Source organism: Paraburkholderia kirstenboschensis, from assembly GCF_904848585.1.
Taxonomy (GTDB): domain Bacteria; phylum Pseudomonadota; class Gammaproteobacteria; order Burkholderiales; family Burkholderiaceae; genus Paraburkholderia; species Paraburkholderia kirstenboschensis.
Genome location: NZ_CAJHCR010000009.1, coordinates 101349 through 117901, shown reverse-complemented (window position 1 = coordinate 117901; position 16553 = coordinate 101349). Strand labels below are relative to the sequence as shown.

Sequence of the window (16553 nt, the reverse complement as noted above, 5' to 3'; positions counted from 1 at the left end):
GGTGGCATGCATCGCACGCTCAGCCGAAGCTTGCATCGAGCTGAACGAGAGGAACTTTAAGCCGCACAAAACCTCTGCAATGAGGCGTATCGTTCTTACGATCGACGCGGTTGCTGTCGCCAACGCAGCTAAGTAGTTAACGCAGTTATCGCAGTTAATGCGGCCGAAGCAACCACCGCAGCATCCCCTGAACTCACAGCAATCGCAGCAAATCGCAGCATGAACATCTAACTGAACCAGGCAGCGTCACGAAGCACTTTCGGGAGCGGTGAAATGCAGCTAGGCATGATTGGATTGGGACGGATGGGCGCCGACATGGTGCGGCGCCTGACAAAGGGTGGTCAACAATGCATCGCCTACGACGTACAGCCCGCTGCCGTCGAGCGGCTCGGGCAGGAAGGCGTGATGGGCGCATCGTCGCTCGAAGACCTCGTGGCGAAACTGGAGAAGCCGCGTGCGGTGTGGCTGATGGTGCCCGCCGCCGTGGTAGACGGCACGCTCGACAAACTCCTGCCGTTGCTGGAACCGGGCGACATCGTCATCGACGGCGGCAATTCCTATTACCACGACGACATCCGCCGAGGCGCCCAGTTGGCCGAGCGCAAACTTCACTATGTGGACGTCGGCACGAGTGGCGGCGTCGCCGGGCGCGAGCGCGGCTACTGCCTGATGATCGGCGGCGAAGCGGAGGTGGTTCAACGGCTCCAACCGATTTTCTCGACGCTGGCGCCAGGCGCGGCTGCGGCGCCCGCCACGCCAGGACGCCCCGAGGGCAGCAGCACGGCCGAGCAGGGCTTCCTGCATTGCGGCCCGATAGGCGCGGGGCACTTCGTCAAGATGGTTCATAACGGCATTGAATACGGCTTGATGGCTGCCTACGCCGAGGGCCTGAATATCCTGCGTCATGCCGACGCCGGCAAGCACGCTCGCGAAGCCGATGCCGAGACTTCGCCGCTGCGTCGTCCGGAGCTTTACCAGTACGATCTGAACCTGGCCGATATCGCCGAAGTGTGGCGGCGCGGCAGCGTGATCGGCTCGTGGCTGCTCGACCTGATCGCCGGCTCGCTCGTCGGCGACGCCGATCTGAAGAACTACGCAGGGCGCGTATCCGACTCGGGCGAAGGGCGCTGGACGATGGCGGCGGCCGTCGACGAGGGCGTGCCCGCGCCGGTGCTCAGCGCGGCGCTCTTCGGCCGTTTCAATTCGCGCGGCGAAGCGGACTTCGCAAACCGCGTGTTGTCGGCAATGCGCCATGACTTCGGCGGTCACGCTGAAAAACCGGCTGTGCCGTCGGGCAGCCAGCAGGGCTGATTGTCCTGACCCTCCGGCTCACAGCACAGCCGATCTCATGGAGCCGCACATGCAAGCCACACGATCCACTGAAACCGCGCCGCACGACGTTGTTTTCCTGTTCGACTGCGACAACACGTTGCTCGACAACGATCACGTGCTATCGGATTTGCGCGCCCACATGATGCGCGAGTTCGGGACGGAGAACAGTACCCGTTATTGGGAGATTTTCGAGCAGTTGCGCGGCGAGCTCGGCTACGCGGACTATCTCGGCGCGCTGCAGCGTTACCGCACCGAGCATCCACGGGACACGCGCCTGTTGCTGATGTCGTCGTTCCTGATCGACTATCCGTTTGCGAACCGGCTCTATCCAGGCGCGCTGGATGCCTTGCAGCACGTCGCGAAACGCGGGCCCACGGTGATTCTGTCGGATGGCGACGTTGTGTTCCAGCCGCGCAAGATAGCGCGTTCCGGCTTGTGGGAAGAGGTCGAGGGCCGCGTGCTGATCTACATCCACAAAGAGCTGATGCTCGACCAGGTAATGGAATGCTATCCGGCGCGCCACTATGTGATGGTCGACGACAAGTTGCGGATTCTCACTGCAATGAAGAAAGTTTGGGGCAGCAGGTTGACCACGGTATTTCCGCGTCAGGGTCATTACGCTCTGGACCCCAAGGAGATATCGAGCAATCCGCCCGCGGACGTGAGCATCGAGCGGATTGGCGATCTGGCGCAACTGGATGTGGAAACGCTGTTGGCCGGGAAGCCCTAGGCGTTGCGAATGCGCTGCGCATCTACCGGACAGCCATTGCGGTCTGCGCACTGAGCATGCCGCGATGCGCCGCCGATCACAGGATCGCGCGCGTCACGAGTCTTGCGCTTTCAACCTGACTTGCGCATCGGCGGCGCCCATTTTGCCGGCCGCATCGAGTGCGCTAGTTCCGCTGGCGTCGCGTGCATTGCGGTTTGCTCCGTGCGCGATCAGCAGGTCCATGATCGCCGCGCGGTTGAACATTGCGGCCACCATCAGCGCAGTGCGTCCGTCGGGCGACGCGCCTTCCACATCGGCCCCGTGCGCGAGCAAGGTTTCGACCACAGCGTCGTAGCCCTTGAAGGCCGCGCCTGCAAGAGGTGTCTGCCCGTTATTGTTGCGCAGATTCGGGTCCGCGCCGCGTTCGAGCAGCGTGCGCACGGCATCCACGTGTCCGTGATAGCTTGCGAGCATCAGCAGACTGTCGCCCTTGTCATTACGCAGATTCGGCGGCACGCCTTTTTCGATCACCGCTGCGAGCATGGCGGCGTCGCCGCCACGCGCAAGATCGAACACCTGTTGCGCGACTTCGAGCAACTGCGGGTCGATGGGTTGCATGGAAGGAGGGGACGGGTCGGCTGGGTTAGTCATTGAAATCTCCTTGCAATAAAGCCGTGCGCCTCGACGCATAAACACCGGCAGCATACACAGATCGTGCAGCCGCCGCGCGCACCGCGTGTTGCTAAACGGCGCCGAAAAGTTTTACCAGCAAGCCAAACACGCCAACCAGAACGGCCACGCCCGCGCACAGCAGCACGAGCGTGACAAGAAGAACGAGCGGCGCTTTCAAACGGTTGGGTGTGGGCATGATCGATGTGTATGGTTAACTACAAGGAGATGAACACTGCAGTGTGACGGGTACGACGAGATCTCATAGTCGCGATCTACAGCTTAAGCGTTTCGGCCAATGCGTGCAGCAAGGATGGCGTAAGACTTGCGGCGCGACGCGCGGCGACGGTGTGTTTTGAGCAGCATCAAGCTTTTCGCCTAGAGTCCCGAACGATGGTGCGTGCATCCGGTCACACCGCTGACGACCGGCGCGCAACGGCGAACTATCCTCCATATAGCGCTCCACGCACACGCGGCTGTCATGTCAAACGCATGACGCTCATCCGCGAAGCTTCGCAATATCCGCCAACCTGCCTGACAGTCCTTACGAGGAGTGACGCCATGGCTGAGACAACCTCCCGTCCCACCCCGCCACAAACGCTGGACCCCGATACGCTGCGCAACATGGATCGCTACTGGCGCGCGTGCAACTATCTGTCCGCGGGCATGATCTATCTGCGCGACAACCCGTTGCTGCGCGAGCCGCTCAAGCCCGAGCACATCAAAAATCGTTTGCTTGGACACTGGGGCTCGGACCCTGGGCAGAGTTTCCTGCTCGTGCATCTGAACCGGCTGATCAAGAAGCTCGATCTGAATGTGATCTTCATTTCGGGTCCAGGCCATGGCGCGCCTGCCACCCTCGCCAATTGTTATCTGGAAGGACACTATTCGGAAATCTATCCGGACCGTAGTGAAGACGAAGCCGGTATGCGGCGCTTTTTTCGTCAGTTTTCGTTTCCCGGCGGCATCGGCTCGCATTGCACGCCCGAAACGCCAGGGTCGATCCATGAAGGCGGCGAACTGGGCTACAGCCTGTCGCACGGCTACGGCGCCGCATTCGATAACCCCGACCTGATCGTCACTGTAATGGTCGGCGACGGCGAGGCCGAAACCGGTCCGCTCGCCACCTCGTGGCATTCGAACAAGTTCCTGAATCCGATCCGCGACGGCGCCGTACTGCCGGTTCTGCATCTGAATGGGTACAAGATTGCGAACCCGACTGTGCTCGCGCGGATTCCACGCGAGGAACTCGAAGCGCTGCTGACCGGATACGGCCACAAGCCGTATTTCGTCGAAGGGGACGATCCCGAGGTCATGCATCAGCAGATGGCGGCCACGCTCGAACAGTGCGTCGGCGAAATCCGCGCGATCCAGCAGCATGCCCGCGAGAACGACGACGCCAAGCGGCCGCGCTGGCCGATGATCGTGTTGCGCTCGCCCAAAGGCTGGACCGGTCCCAAGGAAGTCGACGGCCACAAGGTGGAAGGCTCATGGCGCGCGCATCAGGTGCCGATTGCCGATCCTGTCACGAACAGCAGGAGCCTGAAACTGGTAGAAGGCTGGCTGCGCAGTTACGAGCCTGAATCGCTGTTCGACGCTAGCGGCCGCCTCGTCGAAGAATTGCGCGAACTCGCGCCGAAGGGCGCGCGCCGCATCAGCGCCAATCCGCATGCGAACGGCGGCGTGCTGTGCAAGGCGCTCGTCATGCCCGCGTTTCGCGACTATGCGGTCGACGTGAGAAAGCCCGCGTCCGCATACACGTCGCCGACTCAGGTGCTTGGCGAGTTTCTGCGCGATGTCATGCGCAACAACATGACCAACTTCCGCGTGTTCGGCCCGGATGAAACCGCAAGCAACAAGCTCACTGCCATCTACGAAGCATCGGGCAAGACGTGGCTCGCGGAGGGCGAACCCGGCGACGCGGACGGCGGCGCGCTGTCGGCCGACGGCCGCGTGATGGAAATGCTCAGCGAACACACGCTGGAAGGCTGGTTCGAAGGTTACGTGCTGACTGGGCGACATGGGCTGTTCGCCACTTACGAAGCCTTCGTGCACGTGATCGATTCGATGTTCAACCAGCACGCGAAGTGGCTCGAAAAAGCGAAACGCGAGCTGGGCTGGCGTCAGCCGGTGCCGTCGATCAATCTGCTGATCACGTCGCTCGTGTGGCGCCAGGATCACAATGGTTTTACGCATCAGGACCCCGGTTTCCTCGACGTGGTGACGAACAAGAGCCCCGACGTGGTGCGTATCTACATGCCGCCCGACGCGAACTGTCTGCTCAGCGTGGCCGATCACTGCCTGCGTTCGCGCGACTACGTGAACGTGATCGTCGCCGACAAGCAGCCGCACCTGCAGTATCTCGACATGGATGCAGCCGTTACGCATTGCACGAAGGGCATCGGCATCTGGGACTGGGCGTCGACCGATCAGGGTGCCGAGCCGGACGTGGTGATCGGCTGCGCGGGCGACATCGCGACAATGGAAGCGCTCGCCGCCGTTGAGATTCTCAAGGAGCGTTTCCCCGATCTGAAAATCCGTTTCGTCAATGTGGTCGATCTGTTCCGGCTGATGCCCGAGCATGCACATCCGCATGGCCTGTCGAGCCGCGACTTCGATTCGCTGTTCACGACGAGCAAGCCGGTGATTTTCAATTTCCATTCGTATGCGTCGCTGGTTCACAAGCTCACCTACAACCGGACCAATCACGAGAATCTGCATGTGCACGGTTATCACGAGAAGGGCAACATCAACACGCCGCTCGAACTCGCGATCATCAATCAGGTGGACCGTTTTTCGCTGGCTATCGACGTGATCGACCGCGTGCCGAAGCTGCGTGGTGTCGGCGATCATGCGAAAGAATGGCTGCGCGGCCAGATTATCGAGCATCTGAATTACGCGCATGCCGAGGGCATCGACAAGGAAGAAATCCGCAACTGGACGTGGAAAAACTGAGCGAGGCCGTCATGAACACTCAGGACAGCGCTTCGCCGCATACCATTCTTGTGCTGAACAGCGGATCGTCGTCGCTGAAGTTCGGGCTGTTCGAGCATTCCGGCTACGACGAGTCGCTGTTGCTCGAAGGCAGCGCGCAAGGCATTGGCCGCCGCGACGGCAGCTTGCGGATCGCGGCTCCCGACGGGCGCGTGCTGGTCCACGAGGAGCATGTGCTGGAGTCGCAAACCGACGCATTGCAGAAGCTTTCCACCGTGCTTGCCCAGCAACGTCAAGAGCAACCCACGGCGGTCGGCCACCGTGTGGTGCACGGCGGGCCGCACTTGCGCTCGCATCAGCGGCTTACGCCCGAGGTCCACCGCCGCTTGCAGGATGCAGTGCATTTCGCGCCTCTGCATATTCCGCCCGCGCTCGATCTGATCGATGAAGCGCAGAAGATTTTCGGCGGCGCGCAGCACTTTGCCTGCTTCGACACTGCCTTTCATGCGACGCTGCCGCCGCGTGCCGCGCAACTCGCGTTACCGCGGCGCTATGCGGACGCCGGTGTGATTCGCTACGGATTTCACGGGCTTTCGTACGAATCGCTCGTCGCGCAGCTTGGCACCAAGCTGCCGGCGCGGGCCGTGTTTGCCCACCTCGGCAACGGTTCGAGCGTGTGCGCATTGCGCGACGGCCGCTCGGTCGATACGTCGATGGGCATGACGCCGACCGGCGGCGTGCCAATGGGAACCCGTTGCGGCGACCTCGACCCTGGCGTGCTGTTATATCTGATGCGAGTGGAAAAGCTCGACGCAAACGCGCTGGAGACCCTTCTGAACCGGCACAGCGGCCTGGCCGGTTACGCCGATGGCGAGAGCGACATGCAGGCGCTCGAACAACGCGCGGCGGCGGGCGACGCGCATGCGTCACTGGCGCTCGACGCGTTCGCGACCGCCGTGCGCAAAACCATTGGCGGATATGCGGCTTTGCTGGGCGGCATAGATTTGCTGGTGTTCACCGGCGGCATCGGCGAGCACAGCAGGCAGATGCGCAAGCGTATCTGCGACGGGCTGTCGTTTCTCGGCCTTCACGAGGGCGACGCATCAGGCAAGGTGAGGGCGCTTCATACCGAAGAAGAGAAGCAGATCGCGAGGCATTGTCGCGCGTTGCTGCGTGCGGATCGTGCTTGAGCCTGTTGCATCGTGCTCTGCTCACGGGTGCTTCACAACGAGTCGATCGCATACACCCGCGACACCGAATAGCCGCGTCACGTCTTCGAGCGCCGCAATTCGTTGCGCATCGTGTTCGAGTTCGCCGCTCAGCACGATGTGCCCGTCGCACACTTCCACCGTGATCGTATGTTCAGGAACCGCGGCGTCCCATGCGAGCCGCCGCGTCGCTTCTTCGCCAATCTGCTCGTCGCTCAGACGCGAGCCGTCCGCGCCGTGGGAGGCGGCACTGTCCGGATTGGCAAAGCCCGAATGAGCCATGGATTTTCAAGGTCAAGACGCGGATTGCACAACACTAGCAGATGCCGCGTCTTCCTGGCGGCAGGCTACTCCATCGCGCCCGCCACCGCCTGCGCCGTTGCGGCCGACAGCGTCCAGCCCAGGTGGCCGTGCCCCGTGTTATAGAACACGCCGCGCCGCTTTCCGCGTCCGACCTTGGGCAACATGCTCGGCAGCATCGGCCGCAAGCCTGCCCACGGAATCACGCGCGCGGTCGACACCTCGGGGAAATGCCGCCGGGTCCAGTCTACTAGCGGAGCAATCCGGTCGGAACGGATATCGCGATTGAAGCCGTTGATCTCCGCCGTGCCCGCGACGCGAAAACGGTCCGCGCCGAGCCGGCTCGTCACGATCTTCGCGCTGTCGTCGAGCAGACTGACCCACGGCGCACGCTGCCTGCTCGTTTGATCGTCGAGACAGACGGTGATCGAATAGCCCTTGACCGGATACACGTTCACGTGGTCGCCGAGCATCGCCGCAAAATGCCGGCTTTTCACGCCCGCGCACACGACGATCCGCTCGAACCCGAAGCGCTGCGTCTCGCCTTCGAGATTGACTGTGAGCGAGAAGCGCCCTTCGGCGGGTTGCTCGATCGACGTGATTTCTGCATCGTAATGGAACTGCACGCCGTGGCGCACGCATGCATCGGCGAGACCGCGCGTGAACTTGTGGATGTCGCCTGTCGAATCGGACGGCGTGAAAAAGCCGCCGTAGAAATCGCCGTGCAGCGTGGGCTCGATGCGCTGCAATTCGCTCGACGTCACGGCGCTGCGCTCGAGTCCGCCTTCGCGCAGCAGGTCATTGACCTTGGCCGCCGCGTCGAACTCCTTGCGCGTCTTGTAGACGTGCAGAATGCCGCGCCGTTCCAGATCGAAGTCGATGCCTTCCTGCTCGGCGATCGAAAAGAGATGCTCGCGCGCGGCGATGGCAAGCCGCACCGTTTCGACGGTATTCGCACGGTAGTGCGGAATCTGCCGCAGGAATTCGCCCATCCACGAATACTTGTGCCACGTGGGCAGGGGATTGAGCAGCAGCGGGGCGTCGCGCGTGAACATCCAGCGCAGGCCTTTCAGAACCGTGGCCGTGCTGTTCCACACTTCTGCATTGCTGGCCGATAGCTGGCCTCCGTTGGCGAACGAGGTCTCCATCGCCGCATAGCGGTGACGTTCGAACACGGTGACGTGGTGGCCGCATTGCGCGAGGGCGTGCGCAGTCGTAACGCCGGTAATGCCGGCGCCGATAATGGCGATTCGTGACATGACATGGTCCAGAGTAGTTGAGCATCACCGGGTTCGATTTCATGCGAAACCGGTGCCGATGCCCCATCTGTCCATGTACCTGAGAGTTTCTTCCCGGCGGTGCGCGAAAGCGCTGGCCGTGTGCGGGAATCCCCTTCGGTGGGCGCGCGCGGCGCCGCTCTCCAGATGTTCCTGCTGCGCGGTCCTTTTGCCTGAGAGTTTCCGGGGCGGTTGCTCCGTCGGCGTCGCCCTGCCTTCGGACGATCTCTCCCGCGCTGCTTTGCAGAACGCCACGACGATACCGGGCAAAATTTCTTCCGGCAAGTGTTTTCTAACGGGCTAGCCGTGCTGCGTGACGCGCAACATCGACGTGTCGTAGCCGAGCGCACGCACGCGCCCGATCAATCCATCTCTCACGCTGGCGGCCGGTTTGGCTTCACGCGTCAGAATCCACAGGTAGCGCCCGCCAGGTTCGCCGACGATCGACCAGCTGTAGTCGTCGGCGTGATCCAGCACCCAGTAATTGCCGACGAAGAACGGGCCGAAGAACGACACCTTCAGCTTCGCGTTGTCCGATCCGGCTACCACCTTGGCGCGGCCCTTCGAGACGTCGAGCGGCCCTTCAACGCCATTCTTGCGGCAACTGTTGGTCACGTCGATCAGGCCGTCTTCACGCGCGGCGTAGTCGGCGGTCACCGCCTCGCAGCCTTTTTCGAAGCGGTTTTCGTAGCGCGCGAACTCGTACCAGCGGCCCAGATAGCGGCCGAGGTCGACCGGCTTGGCGGGCTCGGGCACGCGCGCGTTGCCGCTCTTGCCGCCTGGACTCAGCGCACAGGCGCCGAGCAGGCAAACGGCGCCCACCGCGAGGGAGATAGCGCTCACGCGCAGGACCGACTGTGAACGCATCGGCATTGAAACACTCCGTGTCGAGAAAGACGATGAGAGAGCAGACCGCGTGCCCAGCGCAGGGGCGCGCGCCCCTGGTCCGCTGCGGCGATTCATGCGCCGTGAGCCGCTCGGGCCGTTATCATAGTGCCCACTACCAGAAAAGTGCCACCTCGCAGAGCGATGGTAAGGCGTGTTATCCACGACCACATCGGCACATGCCGCTACATCAAATGAATTCGACTCCCGACGCTCCGTCCCGTCCTGCCATCCGCGCATTGACCTTGCTAGAGGGGCGCGTGCTTGGCGTGCTCGTCGAAAAACAGCACACGGTGCCCGACAGTTATCCGCTGTCGCTCAATGCTTTGACGTTGGGCTGCAATCAGAAGACCGGCCGCTCGCCGGTAATGAATGCGACCGACGCCGAAGTGCTGACCGCGCTCGACGGTCTGAAACGGCTAAGCCTCGTGATGGAAGGCAGCAGCAGCCGCGTGCCGCGCTTCGAGCACAACATGAATCGCGTGCTCGGTCTGCCGAGCCAGTCCGCAGCGTTACTGACCACGTTGTTGCTGCGCGGCCCGCAGACGGCCGCGGAATTGCGCCTGAACAGCGCGCGCTTGCATGGCTTTGCCGATATCTCCTCGGTCGAGGCATTCCTCGACGAACTCGCCGCGAACGATCCCCCGCGTGTCGTCAAGCTGCCTCGCACGCCGGGCGAGCGCGAGAATAGATGGATGCACTTGCTGTGCGGTGAAGTGAGCTTGAGCGAGTTCGCGCAACCGGGCGGCGGCGAGGAAGAAACCGTGCCGCTGTCCACGTTCGAAGCGGTGAAGGCCGAGCAGAAACGGCTCGCCGATCAGGTCAACCGCCTTCAGGCTGTGGTGCGGCGCATGGCTGCCGAACTAGGCATCGACGCGAACGATCTCGATGCTTGAGGCCGCCCGCTCAGGTGTCGGTGCCGCGGCGCGGATCCACGGATAACGCTCGCTGCGTACGGTAAAAGTTGCGCGGCGGCACATTCGGCGAGTCTTGTGCAAGCCGGTCGAGTTCGTCGCGAATCGCGGTCAGATAGTGGCCGTCGCGTGCGTCGGCGTCGCCCGCAAAAACCGATTCGAGCCGCCGCCGCACCGCGCCATAACGTGCGCCTGCCGCGCGATGTTTTTCTGCACGCTCCGCATAACGCATATACGTTTGCAACGCAGACGACACCGCGGCGATCACGCTCACGAGGCCGACCAGAATCCTGATCTCCAGCGAGACTGCGTTCGTGTTCAGCGATGCAAACACCGCCGTGCCCACGAACGCTGCCAATACGGTGACGAGCCAGCCGACCTGGCGGTCGCGTGCGGACAACAGATCGGCCATGTCGTAGTGGCTCATTTGCGATTCGCGCGCTCGCCGGATCCATTTCAGCAAAAGCTGCTGTTCATCGACTGGCGGCTCATAGGCTGGCAGGTTCTTCATGGGGCTCGTCAGGGCAGTTGCGTGCCGCGCCCCGCGCGCATGCACTGACGCTACTGTGCCACATGAAAGCGCGGCTTGGCGCGCTGCCTGTCAGGCGGCCTCGGCTGTCGGCCGGGCAATGCCGAAGCGCTCGTTGTGCGCGTTGCCATTCAGGTAGAAGTCACCGATGGCGGCCTCGCGAATGATGGCGGGGTTGTGCGACGCGAGCACTCGCGCATTGCGCCAGTAGCGGTCGAAGCGCCGCGTTTCACTGGTCGCGGATGCACCGCCCACTTCGAAGAGCAGCGTGGCGGCCTGCAAGGTCTGCTCGATGGCGATCTGCTGCGCCTGAAAGGTCTGAATGTCGAGGCGAATATAGGTCTCTTCGGTTGTGCGTCCTTCCTGTCGCGCGACCAATACTTCGTCGATGGCCCGCGCGAGCGACGCGCTAACACTCTGCGTCGAATAGGCGAGACTCGCAAGCCGGCCGACCACGCGATGCACGAGCGGATTGTCGCGCGGACTCGATTCGCCTGGGATACCGAAGGTTCTCGTCTTGCCTTGCGTGAACGCTACTGCATCGCGCAGGGCGGCACGGCTGATGCCAGCCAGGTTCGCCACGTGCAGCGCCTGGTAGTACGAGGTGAGCACACTGTTGCGGCGCGGTGCTGACGCGTCGTAGCGCCGGTACACGTTCTCTCGCGTGACAGGCACATGATTGAAACGCGCGGTGCCGCTGCCCGTCAGACGCTGGCCGAAGCCGTCCCAGTCGTCGATACGTTCCAGGCCCGGCGTGCCGCTGGCAACCAGCACGCGCACGTCGCTTTGTCCGTCGTGCGCGGTCACATCCACCCAGTCTGCGTACAGCGTGCCCGTGGTGTAGTACTTCTCTCCGTCGAGATACCACGCGCCGCCCGATTGCGTCAGGCGCACGCTGTTGTTCGTGACGGCCGTGCGCTCGGCCACCGCTCCGCCGATTATCTGCCCTTGCGCGACGCGTGAGAGCCAACGGTCGCGTAACGCGTCGTCGCCATATTCCAGCAGCGATTCGATGAAGCCGCCGTGCACGCGAAGAATTTGCGGCAGGTTCGAGTCCGCTTCGCCAAGGCGCGTGACGAGCGCGAGAAATTCGCTTAGCGACACGCCTTCGCCGCCGTATTGTTTCGGCACGCGCAACTTCGTATAGCCGGCTTCGCGCAGCCATTCCACGGGTTCGTAGGCAAGCTCGCGATGGCGTTCGCGATGCACCGCGCCTTGCGCGATCCGTGCGAAGACAGGCGCGAAACGGCGGGTTAGCGCGTTGTCGTCGAAAAGCTGTGCGGCGTCGGCGATGCCGGCCGCAGGGGCCGGGTTGTCATGCGATGTGGGCGCGGACATGGATTCTCCGTATTGAGGCGCGCAATGCGCAATCCGTCAACGGTACGGCATCAGATGCGCCGTGAGCAACGAAGCATTTGGCCGATTCTTAGCAGCAGGAGCGAAATGGCTCCAGCGCCTGCTGCCGCATAGCGCTTCATGACCGGCACGACCAGCACAGCGTGCGGCCCCGCACACACGCTGCGAGGCGCGCGGTGCATGCTCGCAATACCTGCTTGAACCCGGGGCGGCCGCTTGCGCCTGCCCCGTCGTTCGCGGGTCAACACTGGTGCAAAAGCGGCAACCGTATCCGGCATTCTGTGAGACCGCATGAACGAGACAACCCATCGCACGCGGCACTACGACATCATTACCGACGAAGCGCAATTCCGCGCGCTACAGCCAGAATGGGACGCGCTGTGGATGCGTGCGCAAGGCTACTACTATCAGTCGTTCAGTTACTGCTGGCTCGCATGGCAGCATGTGTCGAAGCCGCACGGACGCATGCTCAAATGCATCGTGTGTCGCGAAGACGGCCAGCTCGTAATGATCTGGCCGCTCGAAACAGCCAAGCGTGCGTTATGGACGTATCTCGTGCCGCTCGGACCCGAAGGCGGCGACTACACGAGCGTGCTGGTTGCCGACGACGCATCGGCCCCGGCGTTGATAGAAGGCGCATGGAACATAGCGCGCCGCCGCTGTGGCGCGGATTTCATTCACATGCCGTATGTTCGCGAGACGCTTGATCTCCACAAGCTCGTGTCGCGCGAACGCCGAGTGCTGTTCACCGAGCCTCACCAGGCGTCGGCAGCACGCTTGCGCGGGCAGGGCACGTGGGACGAGTATTGCCGATCGCTTGGCACGCTATTCGGCAAGCGGCCCGGCAGCTTCGTCAAGCGTTTGTCGAAAGAAGGCACCGTTGCCGTGCGCGTAATCGATCCGGCCGAAGAGGGCGAGACCGCGTCGATCATCGAATGGATGTTCAACTGCAAGCGTAGCTGGAGCGACCGCGTCGGCAAACGCAGCGTGTGGCTCGACTCGCCCGAGTTCGAGCGCTTTCTGGGCAAGCTGATCTATTCGCCCGATGTGCCGTCAATGGCGCGCCTGATCGTCGTCACGCTGAACGAGGCGCCGGTGGCGGGCATTATCGTGAGCCTCGGCAATCCGTGGGCAAGCGCGATTTTTGCCGGCTACGATCCGTACTACGGCAGATGCTGCCCCGGTCTGATCGCGGTCGAGGAATGCGTGAAGTGGGCGTTCAACAACGGCTTCGATCTCGACTTCGGCGTCGGCGCGGAGCGCTTCAAAGCCTACTGGGCGCGCGGCGAAGCGTCTACGGCATGGACCACGCAGATCGTCAACTCGCACTGGGGAATGCTGGCAATTCGAGTGCGCCGGCTCGCCCGCGCACTCGCGGCCCGCGCGAGCGGGCCGGCTGATACCGCTACGACCGATCCCGATTCCGCGCTCGCGTCGCGCCGGTAATCACGGCGATGCCGAAAAGAATCACGGCCACGATCGCGATAATGTGCTGCGCGACATGTAGAGCCATCAATCCCCACGCGACGCCGCCAATGAAAATGATCCATCCGGCCAGGTAGATAAGCAGAGTCATCGTTTTTCTCCTTGTAGTTTCGGCTGATGGCGACGGTTGCCTGCCGTGCAGAATTTACCGTGCGCGCCGATGAGCCGCTGCCATTGCCCCGAATCGGCGGCCGGGTGTGCCCAATGCCACCGCCGCCAGGCAATCAGCGGGACTATATCCAAGCACATTGCGCGCCTGACCCCGGCGTACCGCGCGACTGGTACCGGAATGCGCTTTGCTTCGCCACGGTATCTGCCGCACACAAAAAGCGCGACGCGACGAACCATGGTTACGACTAAGCGAACAACCCGACGCGCGCCGGCAGTGGAGGGCGACCGACCAGCCGGGCCCGAGGTCGATCCCGACCAGCAGCCGGCGACGCTCGACGAGTGCCGCCGCTGTCCGCTTTGGGCCAACGCCACGCAAGCTGTGCCCGGCGCGGGCCCGCGCCGCGCGCCGATCATGATGGTGGGCGAACAGCCCGGCGATAAGGAAGATCTGCAAGGCTTGCCCTTCGTCGGACCGGCCGGAGCATTACTCGACGATGCGCTCGTGGAGGCCGGCGTCGGCAGGAAGGAAGTCTATGTGACCAACGCGGTCAAGCATTTCAAATGGACGCCGCGTGGCAAGCGCCGCATGCACAAAACGCCGGGGCAACGCGAGGTGGATGCATGCCGCTACTGGCTCGACCGCGAACTGGAGAGCGTGGGCGCTCATGTGATTGTCGCGTTGGGCGCGACCGCGCTGAGGGCCGTGCTCGAAGATCCAAAATCGCGCTTACAGGATGCGATCGGCAAAGTGATCGAACATGGCGACCGTCTGGTGGTCGCGACGTATCACCCGTCGTTTGCGTTGCGTGCGCCCGATCCTGAGACCCGGCATCGCGCATACGCCGCGATTGTCGCCGCGCTGCAGAACGCCAGGAAACTCTCACAGCGGGACAAGTAGAGGCGTGCCGGCGTTGTCTGGCCGCCAGGATGTCGCCATGGGGCCACCACCCGTTATGCGGCCTTCATGCCGCTACCTTGGTGCGCGTGCAGCCCCAGGCGCTCCATCAACCGTTGCGCGTCGAAGGGCGCATTGGTCTTTGCGTCGTTGTCGAAATAGCAGTACACGTCGCGCGTTGCCGCGCGAGGCGGCTGCAGATCCGGTGCGGCGAGGCGAGCATCGGCTGGCTGCGAGCCGCGGCTCCACGACTCGATTCTGCGTGCCCACCGTTCGAGGGATGCATCCGAGTATTCGCCTGAATACCTGGTTTCCGTGCCATGCAGCCGGATATATACGAAGCCCGCGCTCAGGTCTTCGAACTGCGGCCATGCTTCGGTCGAATCGGACACGACCAGCGCGACCTTATGACGGCGAAGCAGCTTGATGAACGCGGGGTCGACGAAGCTCTCATGACGGACTTCCACCGCATGACGCAATTTGCGCTTGCGGTCGATTTCCAGATACGGTGTCTTGACTCGCTGATCGTGCTGCTGCGCGAGCGAAAGCGCGGCTTCTGTGTCGCGCGGCAGCAGGGTCAGGAAACGCTCCATGTGCTGCGGGTCGAAACGCAACGAGGGCGGAAACTGCCACAGTATCGGCCCGAGCTTGTCTTTCAGAGCGAGCAGCCCTTGGGCGAAAAAATTCGCGCACGCGACGGTCGCCGTTTCGTCGCGAAACCGCAGAAGGTGAGTCAGATAGCGCGCGCCTTTCACGCTGAAAATAAAACCCGGCGGTGTTTCCTCGTACCAGTGCCGCCAACTGTCGAGCGATTGCAGGCTGTAGTGCGTGCCATTGATTTCGATCGTCTGCATGAGGCCCGATGCGTACTGCAATTCGGTCGCCTGCTTCAGTCCTTCTGGATAGAAGGTGCCGCGCCATCCTTTATAGCGCCAGCCGGAAATGCCTATGTGAATCTGGCCTGCGGCGCTTTTCACGTTAATGCTCGAATGGGCTAGAGGTCTGTTGAATCACCGGCGAGCAATGGCCGTGCCATCGCGCGGCACATGCGTTGCTGCACATGCATATCGAGCAGCGCGTGTGGGCACTCCACGTAGCACGAACGTATCTGGCAAACCCATTCGGAGGCACGCATGGAAGGCACCGATTCCCGCAGCACGGACCTAGAGACGCATAGCGACGGCACCCTGCGCGTGACGCATCGCGGCGTGCACATTGTTGTAAGTGCAAAGCAGAACGACCGGGGCGCTTGGGTCGCGCAAATCGAGGCGTCCGTCGACGGCAAGCCGTTTGCGTTACCCGACGTCGAGCCGGTTACGCCGGAATGGACGACACAGGCCGAGGCACTGCGCGACGGCGTTGAGCGCGGCTGCTACCTCGTCGACCGAAGCAGCGCCGGTCACGGCCTTGAAGATTCGGCGCACGGATCGGGAGAAAGCTGATGAACCGCCTCGCCAATCTCGTATGCCGCGCGTCGGTGTCGGGCACCGCGGCGGGCAGCGCCGCCGCCGTGACGGCAGCCGCTCGGGCCTGCAACGACGGCAGCACGCCGTACGCGCCGCTCAACGCGGTCACCCATTGCTTGTGGCCGCGCCGCGCGTTTACGGAAACCGGCTTGAGTGCGCGCTTTACGCTCACGGGTCTCGCGATTCATCAGGCGTCGGCTATCTTTTGGGGCGTGCTGTTCGAGGGACTGCTCGACCGCTGGCAATGCCACGTCAATCGCAGCCCTCGCATTGGGGAAGTCGCAGCTGCCGCGGCGACGACAGCGGCCGTTGCCTATGCCGTCGACTATCACGCGGTGCCGAGCCGTCTCACGCCCGGATTCGAAGCGCATCTATCCAAGCGCTCGATGTTTTACGTGTACGCCGCGCTTGCTGCGGGCTTTGCAGCAGCCGCACTGTGCCGCGGAACTCGCGACGAATGAGGTGAAATTCGGAGCACCGCAC

18 protein-coding genes and 1 riboswitch are annotated in these 16553 nt (G+C 62.9%); of the genes, 9 read left to right on the top strand and 9 right to left on the bottom strand.

Annotation, left to right across the window (positions count from 1 at the left end; all coding sequences use genetic code 11):
• Positions 1-273 precede the first annotated feature (273 nt).
• Positions 274-1311 carry a phosphogluconate dehydrogenase (NAD(+)-dependent, decarboxylating) gene (gene gnd, locus JMY24_RS22465; RefSeq protein WP_128596869.1) on the top strand — a complete coding sequence of 346 codons (1038 nt, stop codon included), beginning with the start codon at positions 274-276 and terminating at the stop codon, positions 1309-1311.
• Positions 1312-1360: 49 nt separating this feature from the next.
• Positions 1361-2062: an HAD family hydrolase gene (locus tag JMY24_RS22460; RefSeq protein WP_128596868.1), complete on the top strand. Its 702-nt coding sequence runs from the start codon at positions 1361-1363 to the stop codon at positions 2060-2062.
• A 93-nt stretch (positions 2063-2155) separates the two neighbouring features.
• Here JMY24_RS22460 and JMY24_RS22455 read toward each other — a convergent pair whose 3' ends face one another.
• Together JMY24_RS22455 and JMY24_RS39270 are read right to left on the bottom strand one after the other, a co-directional pair.
• Positions 2156-2692 carry an ankyrin repeat domain-containing protein gene (locus JMY24_RS22455; protein WP_128596867.1) on the bottom strand — a complete coding sequence of 179 codons (537 nt, stop codon included), beginning with the start codon at positions 2690-2692 and terminating at the stop codon, positions 2156-2158.
• Between the two features lie 91 nt (positions 2693-2783).
• A complete protein-coding gene (locus JMY24_RS39270) occupies positions 2784-2909 on the bottom strand; it encodes a hypothetical protein (RefSeq protein ID WP_268960814.1) in 126 nt (41 codons plus the stop codon).
• 362 nt (positions 2910-3271) lie between these two features.
• Here JMY24_RS39270 and JMY24_RS22450 point away from each other — a divergent pair, with 362 nt between their 5' ends.
• Complete coding sequence (locus tag JMY24_RS22450; protein WP_128596866.1) at positions 3272-5665, top strand: phosphoketolase family protein; 2394 nt, start codon at positions 3272-3274, stop codon at positions 5663-5665.
• A gap of 11 nt (positions 5666-5676) precedes the next feature.
• On the top strand, positions 5677-6834 hold the full coding sequence (locus tag JMY24_RS22445; RefSeq protein ID WP_128596865.1) for an acetate/propionate family kinase: 1158 nt from the start codon (positions 5677-5679) through the stop codon (positions 6832-6834).
• A 21-nt stretch (positions 6835-6855) separates the two neighbouring features.
• Here JMY24_RS22445 and JMY24_RS22440 read toward each other — a convergent pair whose 3' ends face one another.
• The 3 genes from JMY24_RS22440 to JMY24_RS22430 form a co-directional block, all read right to left on the bottom strand.
• Positions 6856-7134 (bottom strand): BON domain-containing protein, encoded by a 279-nt coding sequence (locus JMY24_RS22440; protein ID WP_128596864.1) that lies wholly within the window; start codon positions 7132-7134, stop codon positions 6856-6858.
• A 65-nt stretch (positions 7135-7199) separates the two neighbouring features.
• Positions 7200-8411 (bottom strand): D-amino acid dehydrogenase, encoded by a 1212-nt coding sequence (locus tag JMY24_RS22435; protein WP_201702941.1) that lies wholly within the window; start codon positions 8409-8411, stop codon positions 7200-7202.
• Positions 8412-8580: 169 nt separating this feature from the next.
• A riboswitch (glycine riboswitch) is annotated at positions 8581-8673 on the bottom strand.
• Positions 8674-8729: 56 nt separating this feature from the next.
• Positions 8730-9302 carry a lipocalin family protein gene (locus tag JMY24_RS22430; protein ID WP_128596863.1) on the bottom strand — a complete coding sequence of 191 codons (573 nt, stop codon included), beginning with the start codon at positions 9300-9302 and terminating at the stop codon, positions 8730-8732.
• 206 nt (positions 9303-9508) lie between these two features.
• Between JMY24_RS22430 and JMY24_RS22425 the strand changes: the two genes are divergently transcribed.
• Entirely contained in the window at positions 9509-10210 is a 702-nt protein-coding gene (locus JMY24_RS22425; protein ID WP_128596862.1) for a YceH family protein, read from the top strand.
• 10 nt (positions 10211-10220) lie between these two features.
• On the opposite strand, the gene JMY24_RS22420 is transcribed toward JMY24_RS22425, so the two are convergent.
• Entirely contained in the window at positions 10221-10739 is a 519-nt protein-coding gene (locus JMY24_RS22420) for an SLATT domain-containing protein (RefSeq protein WP_128586322.1), read from the bottom strand.
• 90 nt (positions 10740-10829) lie between these two features.
• Positions 10830-12095: an acyl-CoA dehydrogenase family protein gene (locus tag JMY24_RS22415; RefSeq protein WP_128596861.1), complete on the bottom strand. Its 1266-nt coding sequence runs from the start codon at positions 12093-12095 to the stop codon at positions 10830-10832.
• A gap of 309 nt (positions 12096-12404) precedes the next feature.
• Between JMY24_RS22415 and JMY24_RS22410 the strand changes: the two genes are divergently transcribed.
• On the top strand, positions 12405-13559 hold the full coding sequence (locus tag JMY24_RS22410) for a GNAT family N-acetyltransferase (RefSeq protein ID WP_201702939.1): 1155 nt from the start codon (positions 12405-12407) through the stop codon (positions 13557-13559).
• Here the strand turns inward: JMY24_RS22410 and JMY24_RS22405 are convergent.
• Positions 13519-13689, bottom strand: a complete 171-nt coding sequence (locus JMY24_RS22405; RefSeq protein ID WP_164862278.1) for a hypothetical protein — start codon at positions 13687-13689, stop codon at positions 13519-13521. The two genes, JMY24_RS22410 and JMY24_RS22405, sit on opposite strands and share 41 nt — an antisense overlap.
• A 255-nt stretch (positions 13690-13944) precedes the next feature.
• Between JMY24_RS22405 and JMY24_RS22400 the strand changes: the two genes are divergently transcribed.
• On the top strand, positions 13945-14607 hold the full coding sequence (locus tag JMY24_RS22400) for a UdgX family uracil-DNA binding protein (RefSeq protein WP_128596860.1): 663 nt from the start codon (positions 13945-13947) through the stop codon (positions 14605-14607).
• Positions 14608-14660: 53 nt separating this feature from the next.
• Here JMY24_RS22400 and JMY24_RS22395 read toward each other — a convergent pair whose 3' ends face one another.
• Complete coding sequence (locus JMY24_RS22395; protein ID WP_128596859.1) at positions 14661-15581, bottom strand: DUF72 domain-containing protein; 921 nt, start codon at positions 15579-15581, stop codon at positions 14661-14663.
• A gap of 156 nt (positions 15582-15737) precedes the next feature.
• Here JMY24_RS22395 and JMY24_RS22390 point away from each other — a divergent pair, with 156 nt between their 5' ends.
• Entirely contained in the window at positions 15738-16046 is a 309-nt protein-coding gene (locus JMY24_RS22390) for a DUF6566 family protein (protein ID WP_128596858.1), read from the top strand.
• On the top strand, positions 16046-16531 hold the full coding sequence (locus tag JMY24_RS22385) for a hypothetical protein (RefSeq protein ID WP_201702937.1): 486 nt from the start codon (positions 16046-16048) through the stop codon (positions 16529-16531). The genes JMY24_RS22390 and JMY24_RS22385 overlap by 1 nt, the downstream gene beginning before the upstream one ends.
• Positions 16532-16553 lie beyond the last annotated feature (22 nt).

Coding starts and splice junctions, on each gene's coding strand:
- JMY24_RS22435 (WP_201702941.1), bottom strand. CDS start 8,411: ATGTCACGAATCGCCATTATCGGCGCCGGCATTACCGGCGTTACGACT.
- JMY24_RS22390 (WP_128596858.1), top strand. CDS start 15,738: ATGGAAGGCACCGATTCCCGCAGCACGGACCTAGAGACGCATAGCGAC.
- JMY24_RS22430 (WP_128596863.1), bottom strand. CDS start 9,302: ATGCCGATGCGTTCACAGTCGGTCCTGCGCGTGAGCGCTATCTCCCTC.
- JMY24_RS39270 (WP_268960814.1), bottom strand. CDS start 2,909: ATGCCCACACCCAACCGTTTGAAAGCGCCGCTCGTTCTTCTTGTCACG.
- JMY24_RS22455 (WP_128596867.1), bottom strand. CDS start 2,692: ATGACTAACCCAGCCGACCCGTCCCCTCCTTCCATGCAACCCATCGAC.
- gnd (WP_128596869.1), top strand. CDS start 274: ATGCAGCTAGGCATGATTGGATTGGGACGGATGGGCGCCGACATGGTG.
- JMY24_RS22460 (WP_128596868.1), top strand. CDS start 1,361: ATGCAAGCCACACGATCCACTGAAACCGCGCCGCACGACGTTGTTTTC.
- JMY24_RS22405 (WP_164862278.1), bottom strand. CDS start 13,689: ATGACTCTGCTTATCTACCTGGCCGGATGGATCATTTTCATTGGCGGC.
- JMY24_RS22445 (WP_128596865.1), top strand. CDS start 5,677: ATGAACACTCAGGACAGCGCTTCGCCGCATACCATTCTTGTGCTGAAC.
- JMY24_RS22400 (WP_128596860.1), top strand. CDS start 13,945: ATGGTTACGACTAAGCGAACAACCCGACGCGCGCCGGCAGTGGAGGGC.
- JMY24_RS22450 (WP_128596866.1), top strand. CDS start 3,272: ATGGCTGAGACAACCTCCCGTCCCACCCCGCCACAAACGCTGGACCCC.
- JMY24_RS22415 (WP_128596861.1), bottom strand. CDS start 12,095: ATGTCCGCGCCCACATCGCATGACAACCCGGCCCCTGCGGCCGGCATC.
- JMY24_RS22425 (WP_128596862.1), top strand. CDS start 9,509: ATGAATTCGACTCCCGACGCTCCGTCCCGTCCTGCCATCCGCGCATTG.
- JMY24_RS22440 (WP_128596864.1), bottom strand. CDS start 7,134: ATGGCTCATTCGGGCTTTGCCAATCCGGACAGTGCCGCCTCCCACGGC.
- JMY24_RS22420 (WP_128586322.1), bottom strand. CDS start 10,739: ATGAAGAACCTGCCAGCCTATGAGCCGCCAGTCGATGAACAGCAGCTT.
- JMY24_RS22385 (WP_201702937.1), top strand. CDS start 16,046: ATGAACCGCCTCGCCAATCTCGTATGCCGCGCGTCGGTGTCGGGCACC.
- JMY24_RS22410 (WP_201702939.1), top strand. CDS start 12,405: ATGAACGAGACAACCCATCGCACGCGGCACTACGACATCATTACCGAC.